The organism is Curtobacterium sp. 320 (assembly GCF_031455235.1).
GTDB lineage: Bacteria > Actinomycetota > Actinomycetes > Actinomycetales > Microbacteriaceae > Curtobacterium.
Genome location: NZ_JAVDSI010000003.1, coordinates 161,361 through 179,194, shown reverse-complemented (window position 1 = coordinate 179,194; position 17,834 = coordinate 161,361). Strand labels below are relative to the sequence as shown.

Sequence of the window (17,834 nt, the reverse complement as noted above, 5' to 3'; positions counted from 1 at the left end):
GTCGCCGCCTAGTGCGCGGCCTGGGTCACGTGGGCCCGGGACACGCGCTTGCGGAAGATCCAGTACGTCCACGCCTGGTAGGCGAACACGAGGGGCACGAAGATCAGCGCCACCCAGCTCATCACCGTGAGCGTGTACGAGCCGCTCGACGCGTTGTAGACGTTCAGGCTGTTCGCCGGGTCGTTCGTCGCCGGCATGACGTCCGGGAAGATCGCGGTGAACATCGCCAGGACGATCGCCGCGATGGTGACCGCCATGAGCGTGAACGCCCGGCCCTCCTTGCCCCAGGCGTTGCAGAGCACCGCGAGGACCAGGGCGAGCGCGGCGACGACCGACAGGACGATCGACGTCGGGGTGGACCGCACGAAGGCCATCCAGACCAGGAACGCTGCGCCGACGACGATCGTCAGCACGCCCGCCCGGGTCGCGAGGCGCTTCGCACGCGCACGGATCGCACCCTCGGTCTTCAGCGCGACGAAGACGACGCCGTGCGTGAAGAACACCAGCAGCGTCGCCACGCCGGTGAGCAGCGCGAAGGGGTTGAGCAGGTCGAACACCGTACCGGTGTAGTTGTGGCCGGCGTCCATCGGGATGCCCCGGACCACGTTGCCGAACGCGACGCCCCAGAGGAACGACGGCACCGCGCTGCCGACGATGATCATCAGGTCGAACCGGCGCTTCCACTCGAGGTGCTTGTTCTGGTGCCGGTACTCGAACGAGACGCCGCGGGCGATGAGCGCCGCGAGGATGAGCAGGAGCGCCAGGTAGAACCCGGAGAACATCGTGGCGTACCACTCGGGGAACGCCGCGAACAGGCACGCACCCGCGACGATGACCCAGGTCTCGTTGAGGTCCCACACCGGGCCGATCGTGTTGATCAGGACACGACGGTCGGTGTCGTCCTTGCCGAGGAACGGCAGGGACATGCCGACACCGAAGTCGAAGCCGTCGAGGACGAAGTAGCCGACGAAGAAGACGCCGACGATCGCGAACCAGAGAACGGGGAGATCCATCAGTAGACCGTCACTTCGTGCTTGACCTCACCGGTCTCCTCGTCGACCTCCGCCGGGGCGGCGGGGCCCTCTTGCGCGACCTTCTTGATGAGCCGGAACTCGACCACCGCCAGGGAGCCGTAGATGAGCGTGAAGACGATGAGCGAGATGAGGACCTCGACCCCGGTGACGTTGGGCGAGACGCCGTCGCTCGTCTTGAGCAACCCGAACACGAGCCACGGCTGGCGGCCCATCTCGGTGAAGATCCAGCCGACGATCATCGCGGCCATCGGCAGCGGGACGGTCCAGGTGGCGATGCGCCAGACCCACCGCTGGGTCGGGAACCGGCCCTTGCGGGTCAGCCAGAGCCCGACGAGCGAGACCAGCACCGCGCCGACACCGAGCGCGATCATCCAGCGGAACGACCAGTAGGTCACCCAGATGATCGGCTTGTAGTCGCCGGGGCCGTAGACCTGCGAGTACTGCGCCTGCAGGTCGTTGATGCCCTCGACCGTGCCGTTGAAGGTGTGCGTCGACAGGAACGAGAGCAGGTAGGGCACACGGATCGAGAACAGCTCGTGCACGCCGTCCGGGGTGCCGAGCGTGAAGATCGAGAACGAGGCGTCCTTGCCGGTGGCGGTGTTGTACAGCGCCTCGGCAGCGGCCATCTTCATCGGCTGGGTGTCGACCATCGTGAGGCCGAGCTGGTCGCCGGTGAGCACCGTGAGCGCCCCGGCGGCCAGCATCGTCCACATGCCGAACTTCAGCGCCGGCATCATCGTCTCGAGGTTCTGGTTGCGCGCCAGGTGGTACGCGGCGACCGAGATGATCACCGCGGCGGCGACCATGAAGCACGCGAACAGGGTGTGCGGGAAGGCGGCCAGCGCGACCTTGTTGCCGAGCACGGCCCAGATGTCCGTGAGCTCCGCACGCCCCTTGGCCTCGTTCATGGAGAAGCCGACCGGGTGCTGCATGAACGCGTTCGCGGCGATGATGAAGTACGCCGACATGATCGTGCCGGCGCTGACACACCAGATGCTCGCGAGGTGCAGCCCCTTCGGCAGGCGGTCCCACCCGAAGATCCAGATGCCGATGAACGCCGCCTCGAAGAAGAACGCGAGGATGCCCTCGAGCGCGAGCGGGGCGCCGAACACGTCACCGACGAACCGGGAGTAGTTCGACCAGTTCATGCCGAACTGGAACTCCTGCACGATCCCCGTCACGACGCCCATCGCGAAGTTGATGAGGAAGATGCGCCCGAAGAACCGGGTCAGCTGGAGGTAATGCGCGCGCCCCGTCCGGTACCAGGCCGTCTGGAACACGGCCACGACGACGGCCATGCCGATCGTCAACGGGACGAAGAGGAAGTGGTAGATCGTCGTCAGACCGAACTGCCACCGCGACAGGAGGAGCGGATCGAGGATGTCGTTCATGCGGCGTTTCCGAGCCGGTTCGCCGCGCGCTGTTGGTGCACGTCAGTTGCTTCCTGTGGAGGGGAACTTCTGCTGTCACAACCGTTGGGACACGAACACGTTACCTCGCGGACACATGGTTCGACAAGTTGTAGAACCCTCAGTGCACGGATGTGCAGCGAGGTTGCACGGCACAACCGTGCGGAACAACGGTGCGGGTACCCGATCCCGGAACGACGACAGGTGCCGGGCAGTTGCCCGACACCTGTCGTTTTGTGCTGACTGAGTGCTACAGCAGGTCGTTGTCCTGCAGGAACGCCTTGGCGACCGAGGCCGCCGACTTCTGGTCGACCGAGTTCTGACGGTTGAGCTCGATGAGCGCGTCGGTCGTGAGGAGCTTGTTCACCTTCTCGATGGCGTCCGCGGCCTTCGAGTCGAGGTCCTTCGACACGATCGGGGTCACGTTGTTCGCCGGCACGAGGTGCTCCGGGTCCTCGAGCGTGACGAGCTTGTCGGTCTTGATCGAGGCGCTGGCGGAGTAGATGTCCGCGACCTGCGAGTCACCGTCCTGGATCGCCTTGATCGTGAGCGGGCCGCCGGAGTCGTTCTGCTGGTTGACCTCGCCGGTGATGCCGTACTTCTCCTTGAGGCCCTTCGGACCGTAGGCGGCGGTGGCGAACTCCGGGTTGGCGGCGATCGAGATCGTCCCGCCGATCTTCGAGAGGTCGGCGATCGACTTCAAGCCGTACTTGTCCGCCGTCGCCTGGGTCACCGTGTAGGTGTCGGCGTCCGAGGCGTCGGCCGACGGCAGCGCCTTGACGTCCGACGGCAGGGCCGACTTCAGCGCGGTGTTGATGCCGTCCGTCGTCGTCTCGGTCGTGGTGGACTTGCCGTCCTCCTGCAGGAGGTAGTTGAGCAGGTTGCCGTTGTACTCCGGGAAGACGTTGATGCTCCCCTTCGCGACCTCGGGCCAGTACGCCTTGCGCTGACCGATGTTGAGCTTCTTGGTGACGGTGAAGCCCTCGTGCTCGAGCTCCTGCGCGTAGAGCTCGGCGATGATCTCGTTCGACGGGTACGCCTGCGAGCCGACGACGATGGTCTTGGAGTCCCCGCCGCCGGAGCCGGAGGAGAGCGGGTCGCTCGAGGAGCAGCCCGCGAGGGCGATGGCGGCCGCGGACGCGACGGCGATCGTCGCGGCGAGACGCCGGGTCGTTGCTGTGATCACGGGTGGGTTCCTTCCACAGGGGTTGATGCTCGTGGTGCTGAGCTGCGGGTGCTCCGACGCGACAGACGCGCCGACCCGGCGGAGACACCCGCGGGGACGGCGAGCCGCTGCAGCGCGGCGAAGACGATCTCGAACGCGATGGCGAGGGCGATCACCAGGAGGGAACCGCCGAGCACCTCCGCGTAGTCCGAGTTGGCGATGCCGGAGAAGGCGTAGCCGCCGAGTCCGCCGGCGTTGATGTAGCCGACGAGGGTCGCGGTGGCGACGACCTGCAGCACGGCGGCACGGATGCCGCCGACGATGAGCGGCAGGGCGAGCGGGATCTCGACCTTGCCGAGGATCTGCCACCCGGTCATGCCCTGCGCCTTGGCGGCGTCGATCACGACGCGGTCGATCGCCTCGACGCCGGAGTACGCGCCGGCGAGCACCGACGGGATCGCGAGGATGACGAGTGCGATGAGCGGCGCCCCGAGTCCGAGGCCGATCGAGAGTGCGAGCAGCGTCAGGACGCCGAGCGTCGGCAGCGCACGGATGCCACCCGAGACGCCCACCGCGATCGAGCGTCCCTTGCCGGTGTGCCCGATCAGCAGGCCGACCGGCACGGCGATCGCGACGGCGATGGCGACCGTGAGCAACGTGATCCACACGTGCTCCCAGAGTCGGATTCCGACGGCGTCGGACCCGACGTTGTTCGCCGGGTCGAAGATCCAGGCGATGCCCTGGGCGAAGAGGTTCATGCGGAGACCTCGTTCGCTCGGACGTCGTCAGCGGCGCGGCGTCGGACGTCACGGGCGTTGCGGCCGCTCCCCCGTGTCCACGGCATCGCGAGCCGACCCACGGCCACGAGCAGCGCGTCGAACACGAGCGCGAGCACGATGGTGAGGACGATGCCGGTGAGGATCTCGGCGCTGATGCCGCGCTTGAGGCCGTCGGTGAGCAGGAACCCGAGGTTCGGCACACCGATGAGCGCGCCGACCGTGATGAGGCTGATCGTGGACACCGACACCACCCGGATGCCCGCGAGGAGGACCGGACCGGCGAGCGGCAGCTCCACCTTGAAGAACCGCTGTGCGGGCGAGTACCCGAGCGCCTCGGACGCCCCCACGACGTCCTGGTCGACCGCGTCGATGGCGTCGGCGGCGGACCGGGCCATCAGGGCCACGCCGAAGATGGTCATCGCGATCACGACGTTCACCGGGTCGAGGGTGCTCGTGCCGATGATCGCGGGCAGCACCAGGAAGAGGGGCAGCGCCGGGATCGTGTAGAAGAGGCTCGCGACGACGACGATCGTCGAGGCCGTCCCCCGGGCCACGCCGTTGCGCTTCCGCAGGCGCGACACGAGCAGGCCGATCGGGACGGACAGCAGGAAGCTGATGACGATCGGCGGGATCGCCAGCCAGACGTGCGCGATCAGGTTGTCGCTGATCGTGTCCGTGTTGCCGAGGACCCAGTTCACGCGTCGCCCCGCTGCTCCTGGGGAACTGCCTCGGCCGCGTCCACGACCTGCACCGGACCGGTGAGCACACCGGCGGCGCGCCCCTCGCCGTCGACGACGATCGGCCCCGTCGGCGTCTGCTCGACGCGGAGCGCGCGCCGGCCGCGACCGGCGCCGATGAAGTTCGCGACGAAGTCGTCCGCGGGCTCGGCGAGGATCTCGGCGGGGGTGCCGAGCTGGGCGATCTCGCCGCCCTTCTTGAGGATGACGACCTGGTCGCCGAGCTTGAAGGCCTCGTCGATGTCGTGCGTGACGAAGACCACGGTCTTGCCGAGCTCGCGCTGCAGCCGGATGAGCTCGTCCTGCAGGTCGTTCCGCACGAGCGGGTCGACGGCACCGAAGGGCTCGTCCATGAGCAGGATGTTCGGGTCGACCGCGAGTCCGCGGGCGACGCCGACGCGCTGCTGCTGTCCGCCGGAGAGCTGCGAGGGGTACCGGTTCGCGAAGGCACGGTCGAGCCCGACCGTGTCCATGAGTTCGAGGGCACGCTGGCGCGCATCGGCCTTCGGGACCCCCGTCAGCAGCGGCACCGTGGCGATGTTGTCGACGACCTTGCGGTGCGGCAGCAGCCCGGCGTTCTGCATCACGTAGCCGATGCTGCGGCGGAGCTTGACCGGGTCGACGCCCGCGACGTCCTCCCCGTCGATCTCGACGGCACCTGCGCTGGGGTCGACCATGCGGTTGATCATCCGGAGCAGCGTGGTCTTGCCGCAGCCGCTCGACCCGACGAAGACCGTCGTGGTCCTCGAGGGGATGACGAGGCTGAAGTCGTCGACCGCGTTGGTGCCGTCCGGGTAGGTCTTGCGCACCGAGCGGAACTCGATCATGGGTGCCCTTCTGTTCGGAGGTAGCCCGACTCCGAGTGAGAGTACCCGTCGGGTGTGACACCCGTTCAGCCGTGACGACGTGTGTCGTGTCCCGGACAGCGCGTGCGCAGCGTCCGGACGCGACGACGCCCGTCTCTCCTGTTCGGAGGACGGGCGTCGTCGGATTGCCGCTCGGCGTGTCAGGAGGCCGCGATCACCGCTTCGAGGTGCCCGCGGCTCATCGCCCGGTACTCCTCGATCAGCGCGGTCTCGGGGTTCGCCGGGTCACGGTGCGCCCGCGCGAGGACGGCGTGCGACGACTCGGCGAGGACCACCCAGGTCCGCTCGATGCGCTCCCCCGTCGGCACGCCGAACCGCTCGTGCATGATGTGGGCGACGGCGCTCCCCAGCGCCGCCATCCGGTCCTCGGCGTCGCCCGTGCCGGTGTCCGCCGCGTCGCCGAAGCGGATCGCCCGGAAGCCCGGCTCGGTGCGGTACATCTCGGCGGTGACGTCGATCAGCGCGTCGCACGCGGCCTGCCAGGTCGTCGCCTCGCTGGTGTCGAGGGCGGTGATGAACCGCTCGGCCAGGCGCTGGGTGCTCCGGATCGCGAGTGCCTCGACCACGGCGATGCGGTCCGGGAAGTAGCGGTAGACGGTGCCGATGGACGCCCCCGCCCGCTCGGCCACCATCGCGGTGGTCAGGCGCTCGAACCCGATCTCGTCGATCACCGCGGCTGCGGCGTCGAGGAGGCCGGCGAGGCGCGCCGAACTGCGGGCTTGGACCGGCTCGTTCCTGAGCAGTGATGATCCCCCCGGCAGTGCGTTCGATACCTCGGTGACGAGCACGTGTTCTCCTCTTGCGCCGACAGCGCGACTCATGTGGGTGTGACGGTCACAACTGTCGCAGAGACCGGCTGGAATATCGCTGCGACTCTCCCAGTACACGTGTGAGGTCGTACGTGTGCCAGGTCGGACGTGGAATGATGGGGCGATGCCCGACCCGACGCCCCACGAGCCGTCGTTGGCCGAGCCGATCCTCCACCGGGCGGCCCGCATCGAGGACGCCGTCCAGGAGTTCCGCGAGCACCGGGCTCGCCGCCGGGGGCTGGTGCCGACCGTCATCCCGTACACCGGCTACGGCGCACCCGGGTGGGTCCGCGTCCTCTGCCGGGTCCTCCTCACGCGTCGGGGCCTCGCATCAGACGCCTCCTTCTACGGTGTGCGCGGCTGGCGGAGCTTCACGAGCGTCGCGGTCGACGACGCCGAGGTCACGATCACCGCCGGCGGGACCTCGCACGTGGTGCAGTCCGACCGCGGCGGCGTGGTCGACACCATCGTGCCGATCGACCTCGAGCCGGGCTGGCGCACCATCAAGCTGTCCGCCGGGGGCATGCGCGACGTCGAGGCCGACGTCTTCATCGTCCACCCGGACACGCGGTTCGGGCTGCTGTCGGACATCGACGACACCGTCATGGTGACCTCGCTCCCGCGCCCGATGCTCGCGGCCTGGAACTCCTTCGTGCTCACGGAGCACGGGCGCCGGCCCGTCCCGGGCATGTCGGTGCTGTACGAACGCGTCCTCGCGCAGCACCCCGGCGCCCCGACGGTCTACCTCTCCACCGGCGCCTGGAACGTCGCGCCGACGCTGCAGCGCTTCCTCAGCCGGAACCTCTACCCGTCCGGCACCCTGCTGCTCACCGACTGGGGTCCCACGCACGACCGGTTCTTCCGCAGCGGCCAGCTCCACAAGCAGCAGAACCTCGAACGACTCGCCCAGGACTTCCCGCACGTGCAGTGGCTCCTCGTCGGCGACGACGGGCAGCACGACGAGTCGCTCTACGGCGAGTTCGCCCGGGCCCACCCCGAGAACGTCGCGGGCGTCGCCATCCGCCAGCTCTCCACGAGTGAGGCCGTCCTCGCCGGTGGGCGGTCCCGCGCCCAGGAACGCTCGCGCGAGTCCTCGGCGCCCTGGGTCTACGCCCCGGACGGCGCCGGCATCTGGTCCGAGCTGGCACGGGTCGGCATCACCCGCGCCGACCCGGACGACCCGGCCTGAGCCATCCCTCAGCAACCACCCCGGCCTCCCGAGGCGGCGGTGGTTGGATCGGCCCATGAGCCCGGCTGACACACCGACCAACCGCATCGAGGACCACGCGCTGATCGGCGACACCTACACCGCCGCGCTCGTCGGGCGCGACGGCACCGTCGACTGGGCGTGCCTGCCCCGCTTCGACAGCCCGTCGACCTTCGCCTCGATCCTGGGCACCGAGGACCACGGGCACTGGACCCTCCGCCCCACGGACCCGGACGCGACCGCCACCCGCCGGTACGACCACGACACGCTCGTGCTCGCGACCGTGTGGACGACGAGCACCGGCGTGGTCGAGGTCACCGAGTTCATGCCGATCGGTGCGCACCGGGCGACGATCGTCCGGCGGGTGCGCGGGCTCCGCGGCAGCGTGGAGCTCCGACAGACGCTGCGCATCCGGTTCGACTACGCCCTCGCACTCCCCTGGGTCCGGCAGATCGGCGGCGACGAGGACCCCGCACTGCTGGCCACGGCGGGACCCGGGTCCGTGATCGTCCGCGGGGTCCGCTTCCGCGCCGACGACCACCGACACACCGCCACCACCACCGTGCACGACGGCGACGTGCTCGACACCGTCCTCACCTGGTACCCGTCGCACCGCGAGCCGCCGGAGCCCCTCGACGTCGACGAGGCCCTGCACCGCACCGTGCGCTGGTGGCGGGACTGGATGGCCACCGCCCGGACCGAGGGCCGGTACGCCGAGGCGGCCCGCCGGTCGCTCCTCCTGCTCCGTGCGATGACCCACGCCGAGACCGGCGGCGTCGTGGCGGCCGCGACGACCAGCCTGCCCGAGGACCCCGGCGGCGAACGCAACTGGGACTACCGCTACGTCTGGCTCCGCGACGCCTCGCTCGCCCTCGCGTCCCTCATCGCGCACGGGTACCGCGACGAGGCGATGCACTGGCGCGGCTGGCTCCTCCGCGCGATCGCCGGCGACCCCGCCGACGTGCAGATCATGTACGGCATCGCCGGGGAGCGCGAACTCCCCGAACGCGAACTGCCGAACCTGCCCGGGTACGCGGGCTCCACGCCGGTCCGGATCGGCAACGGCGCCTACACGCAGTACCAGGGGGACGTCTTCGGCGAGGTCCTCGCCGCGCTCCACGACGCCCGCGAACTCGGCGTCGAGGAGAACGCCGACTCGTGGGCACTCCAGCGCGCCCTGCTCGGGTACGTCGAGGAGCACTGGCAGGAGCCCGACAACGGCATCTGGGAGATGCGCGGGCCCCGTCGGCACTTCACGCACTCGCGCGCGATGATCTGGGCCGCATTCGACCGCGGCGTCGCAGCCGTCGAGGAGTTCGGCCTCGAGGGCCCCGTCGACCGCTGGCGGACCCTCCGCGCCGAAGTGCGCGCCGAGATCGAGGAGCACGGGTGGAACGCCGAGCGCGGCAGCTACCGCCAGCACTACGACACCGACGAGGTCGACGCGAGCCTGCTCGTCCTGCCGCAGATCGGCTACGTGAAGCCCGGTGACCCGCGGATGGTCGGGACCGTCGCCGCGATCGAGCAGGACCTCCGGACCGGCGACGACGGCCTCGTGCTCCGGTACCGCACCTCGTCCGGCTTCGACGGGCTCTCCGGCAGCGAGCACCCGTTCCTCGCGTGCTCCTTCTGGCTCGTCGAGCAGTACGCCGCGTCCGGGCGCGTCGAGGACGCCGAGCGGCTGATGGACGTGCTCGTCGGCTACGCGAACGACGTCGGCATGCTCTCCGAGGAGATCGACGTCGCGACCGGCCACCACATCGGGAACACCCCGCAGGCGTTGTCGCACCTCACGCTCGTGTCCGCCGCGGACGCGATCGCGCGGGCGCGCGGCACGGCGGCCGGCCACCGGACGCGACTCGCCGTGCACGACGGCGGCACCCGCTCGTGGACCGGAGAGGGCGAGCGGGCCGGCACACCCGCCTGACGCGGTGGTCGTGACCGCAGACGGACGGGAGGCACGGTGCCAGCTGGCACCGTGCCTCCCGTCCGTCGTCACCGCCCGATCAGGGCGTCACCGTCACGTCCGTCAGGACGAGGACTCCCAGTCCGCCGGGCCGCGCGACCCCGCGCGGTACTCCTCGAGCGGGACCTCGTCCGCCTTCCAGGCGTCGACGACCGGCTCGACGATCTCCCAGCAGCGCTCGGCCACGTCACCGCGGATCGAGAGCAGCGGGTCGTCGTGGAAGATCCCGTTGAGGACCTCGCCGTAGGGGGTGAGCTCGCCGTCCGCGAAGGAGGACGACAGGGTGACCTGGCCCATCTCGAACGGGTTGCCGCCGCCGTTGGCCGACACCGTCAGCTCGATCTCGTCGGGGTTGAGCACGATGCGGAGCGTGTCCGTCTTCGGCCGACCGGACAGGCCGGAGGGCAGGCGCGTCACGGGCTTGAAGGTGATCAGCACCTCCTTCCGGCTGTTGCCGAGTGCCTTGCCGGAACGGAGCGTGAACGGCACGCCCTTCCAGCGGGCGGTGTCCACCTCGACCGAGATCTCGGCGAGCGTCTCGGTGCCGCGCGACTTGTCGACGCCGTCCTCGTCCTGGTACGACGGCAGTTCCTTGCCGTCGATGGTGCCGGCCGTGTAGACCGCACGACGCGACGCGATCTTCGGGTCGCCGCCCTTGAGCTCGGTCGAACGGAGCACCCGGGCCAGGGACGAGCGGAACTCGACGGCGTCGATGTCCGCCGGGGCGTCCATCGTCACGATGCCGAGGATCTGCAGCAGGTGCGACTGGATCATGTCGACCATCGCACCGGCCTCGTCGTAGTACTGGGCGCGGTTCTCGAGACCGAGGGTCTCGTCGTAGAAGATGTCGACCTTCTCGATGTTGTCGGCGTTCCAGATCGGCTCGAACAGGCGGTTCGCGAAGCGCAGACCGATGATGTTCAGGACCGTGGTGCGACCGAGGAAGTGGTCAGTGCGGTGCACGCGCTCCTCGGGGACGAGCTTGAGGACCGTCTCGTTGAGGGCCTTCGCGCTGGCGACGTCCGTGCCGAAGGGCTTCTCGAACGCGAGGGTCGTGCCCTCGGGCAGCTCGACCTGCTGGAGCGCCTCGCAGATGTCGGAGGCGATCTGCGGCGGGAGCGCGAAGTAGAGGATCGGCTCGGCGTCGGCGTCGGCCGCGGCGAACAGCGCCTTGAGGTGCTCGGGGTCGGTCGGGTCACCCTGGATGAACTGCGTCGACGCGAGGGTGGCATCGACCTCCGGGCCCTTCACGTCCTGCGACGCGAAGGACTTCGTGACGACGTCCTTCCACTGCTCCTCGCTGCGGGCGCTGCGGCCCGTGCCGATGAGCTGGACGGGCACCGCTCGACCGCTCTGCAGGAACGTGCCGAGGCCCGGCAGCAGCAGGCGGGAGGCGAGGTCGCCCGTCGCGCCGAAGATGATGAGAGTGCGCTTGTCGGTCACCGGAGGTGACTCCTTTCGCTGTGGTGGGGGTGGTCCGCTTGAGGCCAAGCCGTGGGCGGACCGGTTGATTCCCGGACGAGCAGGTTCGTTGGTGTGCCTGCGTTCCGGAGGTCGTGCTGCGGTTCCGGTGTGGTGCTGGACGCACTTCGGGCGGCACCGGTGTGGTGCCGCCCGAAGTCAGGTGCGCTGGAGGTCCAGGTCAGTGACCGAAGTTGCCGCGGTAGTACTCGTAGACCCATCCGACGAGGGTGATCGCCACGCAGGCGAGCCCGATCGGGACGATCCACAGCCCGGCTGCGACACCGAGGAAGCAGAGCGCCGTGGCACCCGCGAGCAGGATGGGCCACCACGACCACGGGCTGAAGTGCCCGAGCTCGGCGTCGCCGTCCTCGATGTTGGCGTCGGGGCGGTCCTCGGGGAGGACGCCGCCCTGCGAGGACATCACCTTGCCGAGGTAGAACGCGATGAACGCGGACATGATCCCGGTGAGGCCGATGGCCACCGTGCCGACCCACTCCGGGTGACCGTAGTAGAGCAGCGACCAGATGGTGTACGCGGCGTCCGCGAGGATGAAGAACCCGAAGAGGATCCAGAACAGGTTGGTGTTGGCGCGCATCGCCTTACTTCACCTCGCCCTTCGCGGCGTCGTAGGTCGGAGCGTCGGGGGCGTCCTTGGCCGGACCCACACCGATCGGCACACCCGCTTCGGGGTGGTTGAGGTCGAACGCCGGCGACTCCGAACGGATGCGCGGGATCGACGTGAAGTTGTGCCGCGGCGGCGGGCAGCTGGTCGCCCACTCGAGCGAGCGGCCGTAGCCCCACGGGTCGTTCACGGCGACCTTCGGCGCGTTCCGGGCGGTCACGTAGACGTTGAAGATGAACGGCAGGAACGAGATCGCGAGGATCATCGAGCCGATCGTCGACAGCTGGTTCATCCAGGTGAACCCGTCGTTCGGCAGGTAGGTCGCGTAGCGACGCGGCATGCCGATGACGCCGAGCCAGTGCTGGATGAGGAACGTCGTGTGGAAGCCGATGAACAGGAGCCAGAAGTGGATCTTGCCGAGGCGCTCGTTGAGCATCTTGCCCGTCCACTTCGGCCACCAGAAGTAGAAGCCGGAGAACATCGCGAACACGACGGTGCCGAAGACGACGTAGTGGAAGTGCGCGACGACGAAGTACGAGTCGGACACGTGGAAGTCGAGCGGCGGCGACGCCAGGATCACTCCGGTGAGGCCACCGAACGTGAAGGTGATGAGGAAGCCGACCGCCCACAGGAGCGGCGTCTCGAACGTGACCGAACCGCGCCACATCGTGCCGACCCAGTTGAAGATCTTCACGCCGGTCGGGACCGCGATGAGCATCGTCATGAGCGAGAACCACGGGAGCAGGACGCCACCGGTGACGTACATGTGGTGCGCCCAGACCGTGACCGACAGCGCGGCGATCGAGATGGTCGCGTAGACGAGGGTCTTGTAGCCGAAGATCGGCTTGCGGCTGAAGACCGGGAAGACCTCGGAGACGATGCCGAAGAACGGCAGCGCGATGATGTAGACCTCGGGGTGGCCGAAGAACCAGAACAGGTGCTGCCAGAGCAGTGCACCGCCGTTGGCCGGGTTGAAGATCTGGGCGTTGAACACGCGGTCGAGCCCGAGGCCGAACAGCGCGGCGGCGAGCACCGGGAAGGCCATGAGCACGAGCAGGGCCGTCACGAGGGTGTTCCACGTGAAGATCGACATGCGGAACATGGTCAGACCCGGGGCACGCATCGTGATGATCGTGGTGATGAAGTTCACCGCACCGAGGATCGTCGAGAAGCCGGTCATACCGAGGCCGAAGACCCAGAGGGTGCCGCCGAGCCCTGGTGTGAACGTCGTGTCACTCAGTGGTGCGTAGGCGAACCAGCCGAACGACGCGGCGCCCTGCGGGGTGAGGAAGCCACCGACGGCGATGAGCGAGCCGAACAGGTAGAGCCAGAAGGCGAACCCGTTCAGACGCGGGAAGGCGACGTCCGGCGCACCGATCTGCAGCGGCATGATCGCGTTCGCGAAGCCCGAGAAGAGCGGGGTCGCGAACATCAGCAGCATGATCGTGCCGTGCATCGTGAAGAGCTGGTTGTACTGCTCCTTCGTCGCGACCACGTGCAGGCCGGGCTCGAAGAGCTGGGCACGGATGACGAGCGCCATCACACCCGCGAGCAGGAAGAAGATGAACGAGGCGATCAGGTACATGTACCCGATGGTCTTGTGGTCCGTGGAGGTGATCCACCGGACGATGATGTTGCCCTTCCGGCCGACCTTCGACGCCTGGAAGTCCAGTGTCGTGGTCCCTGCAGCCGGCTGGCCGACGAGTGACGTGGTCATCTGACGGAGCCCCTACTTGTTGTCGCTCGACGCCGTGACGGGCGTCTTGTCGTTGGGTTCGTTCGTGTTGGTGTTGTACTCGTTGCCGAGCAGACCGACCTTGCCCTGCTCCTCGAGCGAGTCGAGGTACTTCTGGTACTCAGCCGGAGTGACGACCTTCACCTGGAAGAGCATGAGCGAGTGGTACTCACCGCACAGCTCCGCGCACTTGCCCTGGTAGGTACCGAGCTTCTGCGGGATGAAGTACTCGTCGTTCTGCTTGCCCGGGAGCATGTCCTTCTTATAGAGGAAGTCGATGATCCAGAACGAGTGGTCGACGTCGCGGGACGAGAGCTCGATGTGGACCTTCTTGCCCTTGGGCAGGTAGAGGGTCGGGAGCTGCGACTCGTCGATCGCGCCGTTGGCGTTCTCTTCTTCCTGGGCCTGGATGCCCTGGTAGTAGACGCTCTTGGACTTGTCGTCCTCGTTGATGTAGTTGAAGTCCCACGCCCAGCGCTTGCCGTAGACGTGGATCGTCGCGTCGGCGTTCTTGAACGGCTGCTCGATCGCGGCCTGGTCCTTTGCGGTGAAGGCGAAGAAGCCGAGCACGAGGATCAGCGGCACGATCGTGTAGAAGATCTCGAGCGGCATGTTGTAGCGCATCTGCACCGGCAGGCCGGTCTGGCCCTTGCGGCGGCGGTAGACGATCGCTGCCCAGATGATGAGGCCCCACACGATCAGACCGACCGCGAGCAGCACGACCCAGCTGGTGGTCCACAGGCCGACGATGCGGCTCGTGTGGTTGGTGACGTCCTTCGTCTCCTCCGTGCCGGGGAGCCATCCGTTCAGCTGCTGCTGCGTGCAACCAGCCAGTGCGATGACCAGACCGACGGCCACCGGGACGGCCGCCCAACGTATACGGCGATTCGAACGCACTGTTACCTCTCGGAAGAACGTGAAACCGGAGCAGGCCGCGACGTGAAGGTCGCGCATGGCTCGCTCCCAGCTTGGTTGGAACACTCCTAGCTTACTCGCAGCTCGGGACCGCTCGCGCACACGCGACACACCTCGGGCCGCGATCCGCACTCCGTCCGGGCGGGTTTTCCCTGGTCGTGCGGGATGCCACGCCCGGGAACGAACGAGCGGGGAGCGACCGTGTCGGTCACTCCCCGCTCGTGTCGGGTCGACGGAGATCAGTGGAAGCTGTCACCGCACGCGCAGCTGCCCTGCGCGTTGGGGTTGTCGATCGTGAAGCCCTGCTTCTGGATGGTGTCCTCGAAATCGATCGAGGCGCCGTCGAGGTACGGGACGCTCATCTTGTCGACGACGACCTCGACGCCGTCGCCGAACTCGGCCGTGGCGTCGCCGTCGAGCAGGCGCTCGTCGAAGTAGAGCTGGTAGATCAGGCCGGAGCACCCGCCGGGCTGGACGGCGAGGCGCAGGCGGAGGTCGTCGCGGCCTTCCTGTTCGAGGAGGCTCGCCACCTTCGCCGCGGCCGCGTCGCTGAGCAGGACGCCGTGCGACGGCGCCTCGGTCGTCGGTGCGTGGTCGGTGATGGTGTCGCTCATCCGCGCGTCTCCCTCCGTGCGGTGTCGTTCACCGCGCTTGGACCGATTGTAAGCACCGTCAGCCGCGAGTCGCGAGACGCGCGAGCAGGATCGTCTCCGATGCGATGGCGCGGTGCAGGACGCCGAGGTGCTGCGACTCGTTCGGGCTGTGCGCGCGGGTGTCCGGGTCCTCGACGCCGGTCACGAGGATCTGCGCGTCCGGGAACTGGGCGGCGAGGTCCGAGACGAACGGGATCGAGCCGCCGATGCCCTGCTCGACGGGCGACTCGCCCCAGCCCTCGGACATCGCGGTCCGCGCTTCCTGGACGGCCCAACCGGCGGTGTCCACGAGGAACCCGTCGCCGGCGTCCGGCTCGCTGATCTCCATCCGGGCGCCGAACGGCACGTGCGCCCGCAGGTGCCGCTCGACCGCGGCGTACGCGTCCGTCGCGGCCTGCCCCGGCGCGACCCGCACCGAGACCCGGGCGGAGACCGTCGGCAGCAGGGTGTTCGAGGCGTTCGCGACGCTCGGGACGTCCATGCCCGTCACGGTGATCGACGGCTGGAACCACATCCGCGACAGCACGTCGCCACGGCCGACCGGACGGACACCCGGGAGCAGTGCCGCGTCGGCGGCGAGCTGCTCCTCGGTGCGCTCGGGCACGTCGGCCTCGTACGAGGAGAGGCCCTCGACCGCGACGGCGCCGTCGTCGTCGTGCAGCGAGGCGAGCAGGCGGACCATCGGGATCATGGCGTCCGGCGCCGCTCCCCCGAACATGCCGCTGTGGCTCGCGTGCTCGAGGGTCGTCAGGGTCAGCTTGAAGGTGACGTTGCCGCGCAGGGAGACGGTGATCGACGGGACCTCGGTCGACCAGTTGTCGCTGTCCGCGACGACGATGACGTCGGCGGCGAGGTGCTCCTGCTGCTCGCGGAGGAACGTGCGGAACGACCGCGAGCCGAACTCCTCCTCGCCCTCGATGAACAGGACGACGCCGAGCTCCAGGTCGTCTCCGAACTGCGCGTGCAGCGCCCGCAGCGATGCGATGTGGGTCATCACGCCGGCCTTGTCGTCCGAGGCACCGCGGCCGTACAGGCGGTCGCCACGCAGCGTCGGCTCGAACGGCGGGGTCTCCCAGAGCGCGTCGTCGCCCTGCGGCTGGACGTCGTGGTGGGCGTACAGCATCACGGTCGGCTTGCCGTTGCGGGCCGGGCGGACCGCGAGGACCGCGGGCTGACCGAGCTCCCCGCCGGCGGCCTCGACCGCTGCGGTGTCGCCGTCCACCGCCGACCGGACGATGCGCACGTCGTCCGCGCCGAACACGCCCGTCGACCGCGCCAGGTCCGCGACGGCCTCGGCGCTGGCCCGCACGTTCGCCGGGTCGAACGCCGACCAGGACACCGAGGGCAACCGCACCAGGTCGGACAGGTCGGCGATCGTCGAGGGCAGCGATCCCTGCACGTGTTCGCGGAGGGCGTCGAGGAGTGCGGGGTCGGTGGCGGCGGCGTGCTGGTCGGTGTCGGTCATGTCCCGTAATCTAGAGGACGATCCAGCACGCAGACCGCAGTCAGGAACGCATCGTGGCGAAGGCAGCCCCCAAGACCAACACGACCGTCAACCCGTCCGAGGCCGAGCTCCTCGAACAGGGGAAGGGCCGTCCGACGCCGACCCGTCGCGAGCGTGAGGCGGCGAACCGTCGTCCCATCGTCGGCGGCTCCGCCGAGGACAAGAAGGCGGCTCGTGCACGGCTCACGAACGAGCGCGAGAAGGCCCGCGTCGGCATGGCCAACGGCGAGGAGCGCTACCTCCCCGCGAAGGACAAGGGCGAGCAGCGAAAGTTCGTGCGCGACTGGATCGACGCCCGCTGGAACGTCGGCGAGATCATGATGCCGGTGCTCGTGCTGTTCCTCATCGTCGGGTTCGCCGCGTCGCAGACCGTGATCGCGTCGTACTCGCTGCTGCTCGTGTGGGCGTTCGTGGCGCTCTTCGTGCTCGACTGCATCGTGCTCTGGCTGTCGTTCCGCAAGAAGCTGACGGCCAAGTTCGGCTCGATGCAGCGCGGGACGTTCCTCTACATCCTCACGCGGGCGTGGCAGCTGCGCTTCCTGCGCCTGCCGAAGCCGCAGGTCCGCCGCGGGCAGTACCCCACCGTCTGATCGTTCCCCATCGCAGCGCCGTCCGGTCCGCCGGGCGGCGCTGCGTCGTTCCCGGCGCGCGGCCCGGCGGCCCCACCATCCCTCACCGTCCCGCGCCGTCCCCCGTCGTCCCCCGTCGTCCCCCGCCGAGCGGGCAGTATCCGTCACGCTCGCGGGCTCCGCACGGCACATTCCGCCCACTCGCCGAATGCGAGCGGCGCGTCGCGCCCACTCGGCGGCCTGCCCGCCGACCACCCACCGGACGGGAGGCGCGGTGCGGCCCCGCCCCGCGCCTCCCGTCCGTCAGGTGCTCGACGCGGGCGTGCGACCCGCCCGGCGCACTTCGCCGAGGTCGCGGGAAGTGCCGCTCCGCGGCGCGCGCGACGGCGCATTGCGCGAC

General features: G+C 69.0%; 16 protein-coding genes. 3 read left to right on the top strand and 13 right to left on the bottom strand.

Translation table 11 applies throughout. From position 1 onward, the window contains the following. Positions 1-8: 8 nt before the first annotated feature. From cydB to J2X60_RS06260, 7 genes are all read right to left on the bottom strand, one after another. On the bottom strand, positions 9-1,013 hold the full coding sequence (cydB, locus tag J2X60_RS06290; RefSeq protein WP_309886834.1) for a cytochrome d ubiquinol oxidase subunit II: 1,005 nt from the start codon (positions 1,011-1,013) through the stop codon (positions 9-11). Next, the gene (locus J2X60_RS06285) at positions 1,013-2,425 is read right to left on the bottom strand and encodes a cytochrome ubiquinol oxidase subunit I (RefSeq protein WP_070418675.1); all 1,413 of its coding nucleotides are present in this window, start codon (positions 2,423-2,425) and stop codon (positions 1,013-1,015) included. Before J2X60_RS06285 ends, cydB begins: the two co-directional genes overlap by 1 nt. A 268-nt stretch (positions 2,426-2,693) precedes the next feature. Next, positions 2,694-3,629 (bottom strand): ABC transporter substrate-binding protein, encoded by a 936-nt coding sequence (locus tag J2X60_RS06280; protein WP_309886833.1) that lies wholly within the window; start codon positions 3,627-3,629, stop codon positions 2,694-2,696. Further along, positions 3,626-4,366, bottom strand: coding sequence for an ABC transporter permease (locus J2X60_RS06275; RefSeq protein ID WP_071301875.1), 741 nt, complete (start codon positions 4,364-4,366; stop codon positions 3,626-3,628). Before J2X60_RS06275 ends, J2X60_RS06280 begins: the two co-directional genes overlap by 4 nt. Further along, positions 4,363-5,085, bottom strand: a complete 723-nt coding sequence (locus J2X60_RS06270; protein WP_309779290.1) for an ABC transporter permease subunit — start codon at positions 5,083-5,085, stop codon at positions 4,363-4,365. The genes J2X60_RS06275 and J2X60_RS06270 overlap by 4 nt, the downstream gene beginning before the upstream one ends. Continuing rightward, the gene (locus J2X60_RS06265) at positions 5,082-5,951 is read right to left on the bottom strand and encodes an ABC transporter ATP-binding protein (RefSeq protein WP_070418671.1); all 870 of its coding nucleotides are present in this window, start codon (positions 5,949-5,951) and stop codon (positions 5,082-5,084) included. Before J2X60_RS06265 ends, J2X60_RS06270 begins: the two co-directional genes overlap by 4 nt. A gap of 179 nt (positions 5,952-6,130) precedes the next feature. Then, entirely contained in the window at positions 6,131-6,778 is a 648-nt protein-coding gene (locus J2X60_RS06260) for a TetR/AcrR family transcriptional regulator (protein ID WP_175496097.1), read from the bottom strand. A 145-nt stretch (positions 6,779-6,923) separates the two neighbouring features. Between J2X60_RS06260 and J2X60_RS06255 the strand changes: the two genes are divergently transcribed. Then, positions 6,924-7,988 (top strand): phosphatase domain-containing protein, encoded by a 1,065-nt coding sequence (locus J2X60_RS06255; protein ID WP_309886832.1) that lies wholly within the window; start codon positions 6,924-6,926, stop codon positions 7,986-7,988. Between the two features lie 55 nt (positions 7,989-8,043). Next, complete coding sequence (locus J2X60_RS06250; RefSeq protein ID WP_309779288.1) at positions 8,044-9,933, top strand: glycoside hydrolase family 15 protein; 1,890 nt, start codon at positions 8,044-8,046, stop codon at positions 9,931-9,933. Positions 9,934-10,035: 102 nt separating this feature from the next. Here the strand turns inward: J2X60_RS06250 and J2X60_RS06245 are convergent, their stop codons facing one another. From J2X60_RS06245 to J2X60_RS06220, 6 genes are all read right to left on the bottom strand, one after another. Continuing rightward, complete coding sequence (locus J2X60_RS06245; protein ID WP_070418667.1) at positions 10,036-11,415, bottom strand: glucose-6-phosphate dehydrogenase; 1,380 nt, start codon at positions 11,413-11,415, stop codon at positions 10,036-10,038. A gap of 199 nt (positions 11,416-11,614) precedes the next feature. Beyond that, positions 11,615-12,031, bottom strand: a complete 417-nt coding sequence (locus tag J2X60_RS06240; RefSeq protein ID WP_070418666.1) for a cytochrome c oxidase subunit 4 — start codon at positions 12,029-12,031, stop codon at positions 11,615-11,617. A gap of 4 nt (positions 12,032-12,035) precedes the next feature. Next, the gene (gene ctaD, locus J2X60_RS06235) at positions 12,036-13,775 is read right to left on the bottom strand and encodes a cytochrome c oxidase subunit I (RefSeq protein ID WP_309886831.1); all 1,740 of its coding nucleotides are present in this window, start codon (positions 13,773-13,775) and stop codon (positions 12,036-12,038) included. 12 nt (positions 13,776-13,787) lie between these two features. Beyond that, positions 13,788-14,690: a cytochrome c oxidase subunit II gene (gene coxB / locus J2X60_RS06230; protein ID WP_071294807.1), complete on the bottom strand. Its 903-nt coding sequence runs from the start codon at positions 14,688-14,690 to the stop codon at positions 13,788-13,790. Positions 14,691-14,947: 257 nt separating this feature from the next. Then, a complete protein-coding gene (locus J2X60_RS06225) occupies positions 14,948-15,322 on the bottom strand; it encodes an iron-sulfur cluster assembly accessory protein (protein ID WP_092387612.1) in 375 nt (124 codons plus the stop codon). Between the two features lie 58 nt (positions 15,323-15,380). Beyond that, entirely contained in the window at positions 15,381-16,826 is a 1,446-nt protein-coding gene (locus tag J2X60_RS06220) for a dipeptidase (RefSeq protein WP_309779286.1), read from the bottom strand. Between the two features lie 53 nt (positions 16,827-16,879). On the opposite strand from J2X60_RS06220, the gene J2X60_RS06215 reads away from it, so the two are divergent. After that, a complete protein-coding gene (locus J2X60_RS06215) occupies positions 16,880-17,455 on the top strand; it encodes a DUF3043 domain-containing protein (RefSeq protein WP_071294805.1) in 576 nt (191 codons plus the stop codon). The last annotated feature ends 379 nt before the right edge of the window (positions 17,456-17,834 follow it).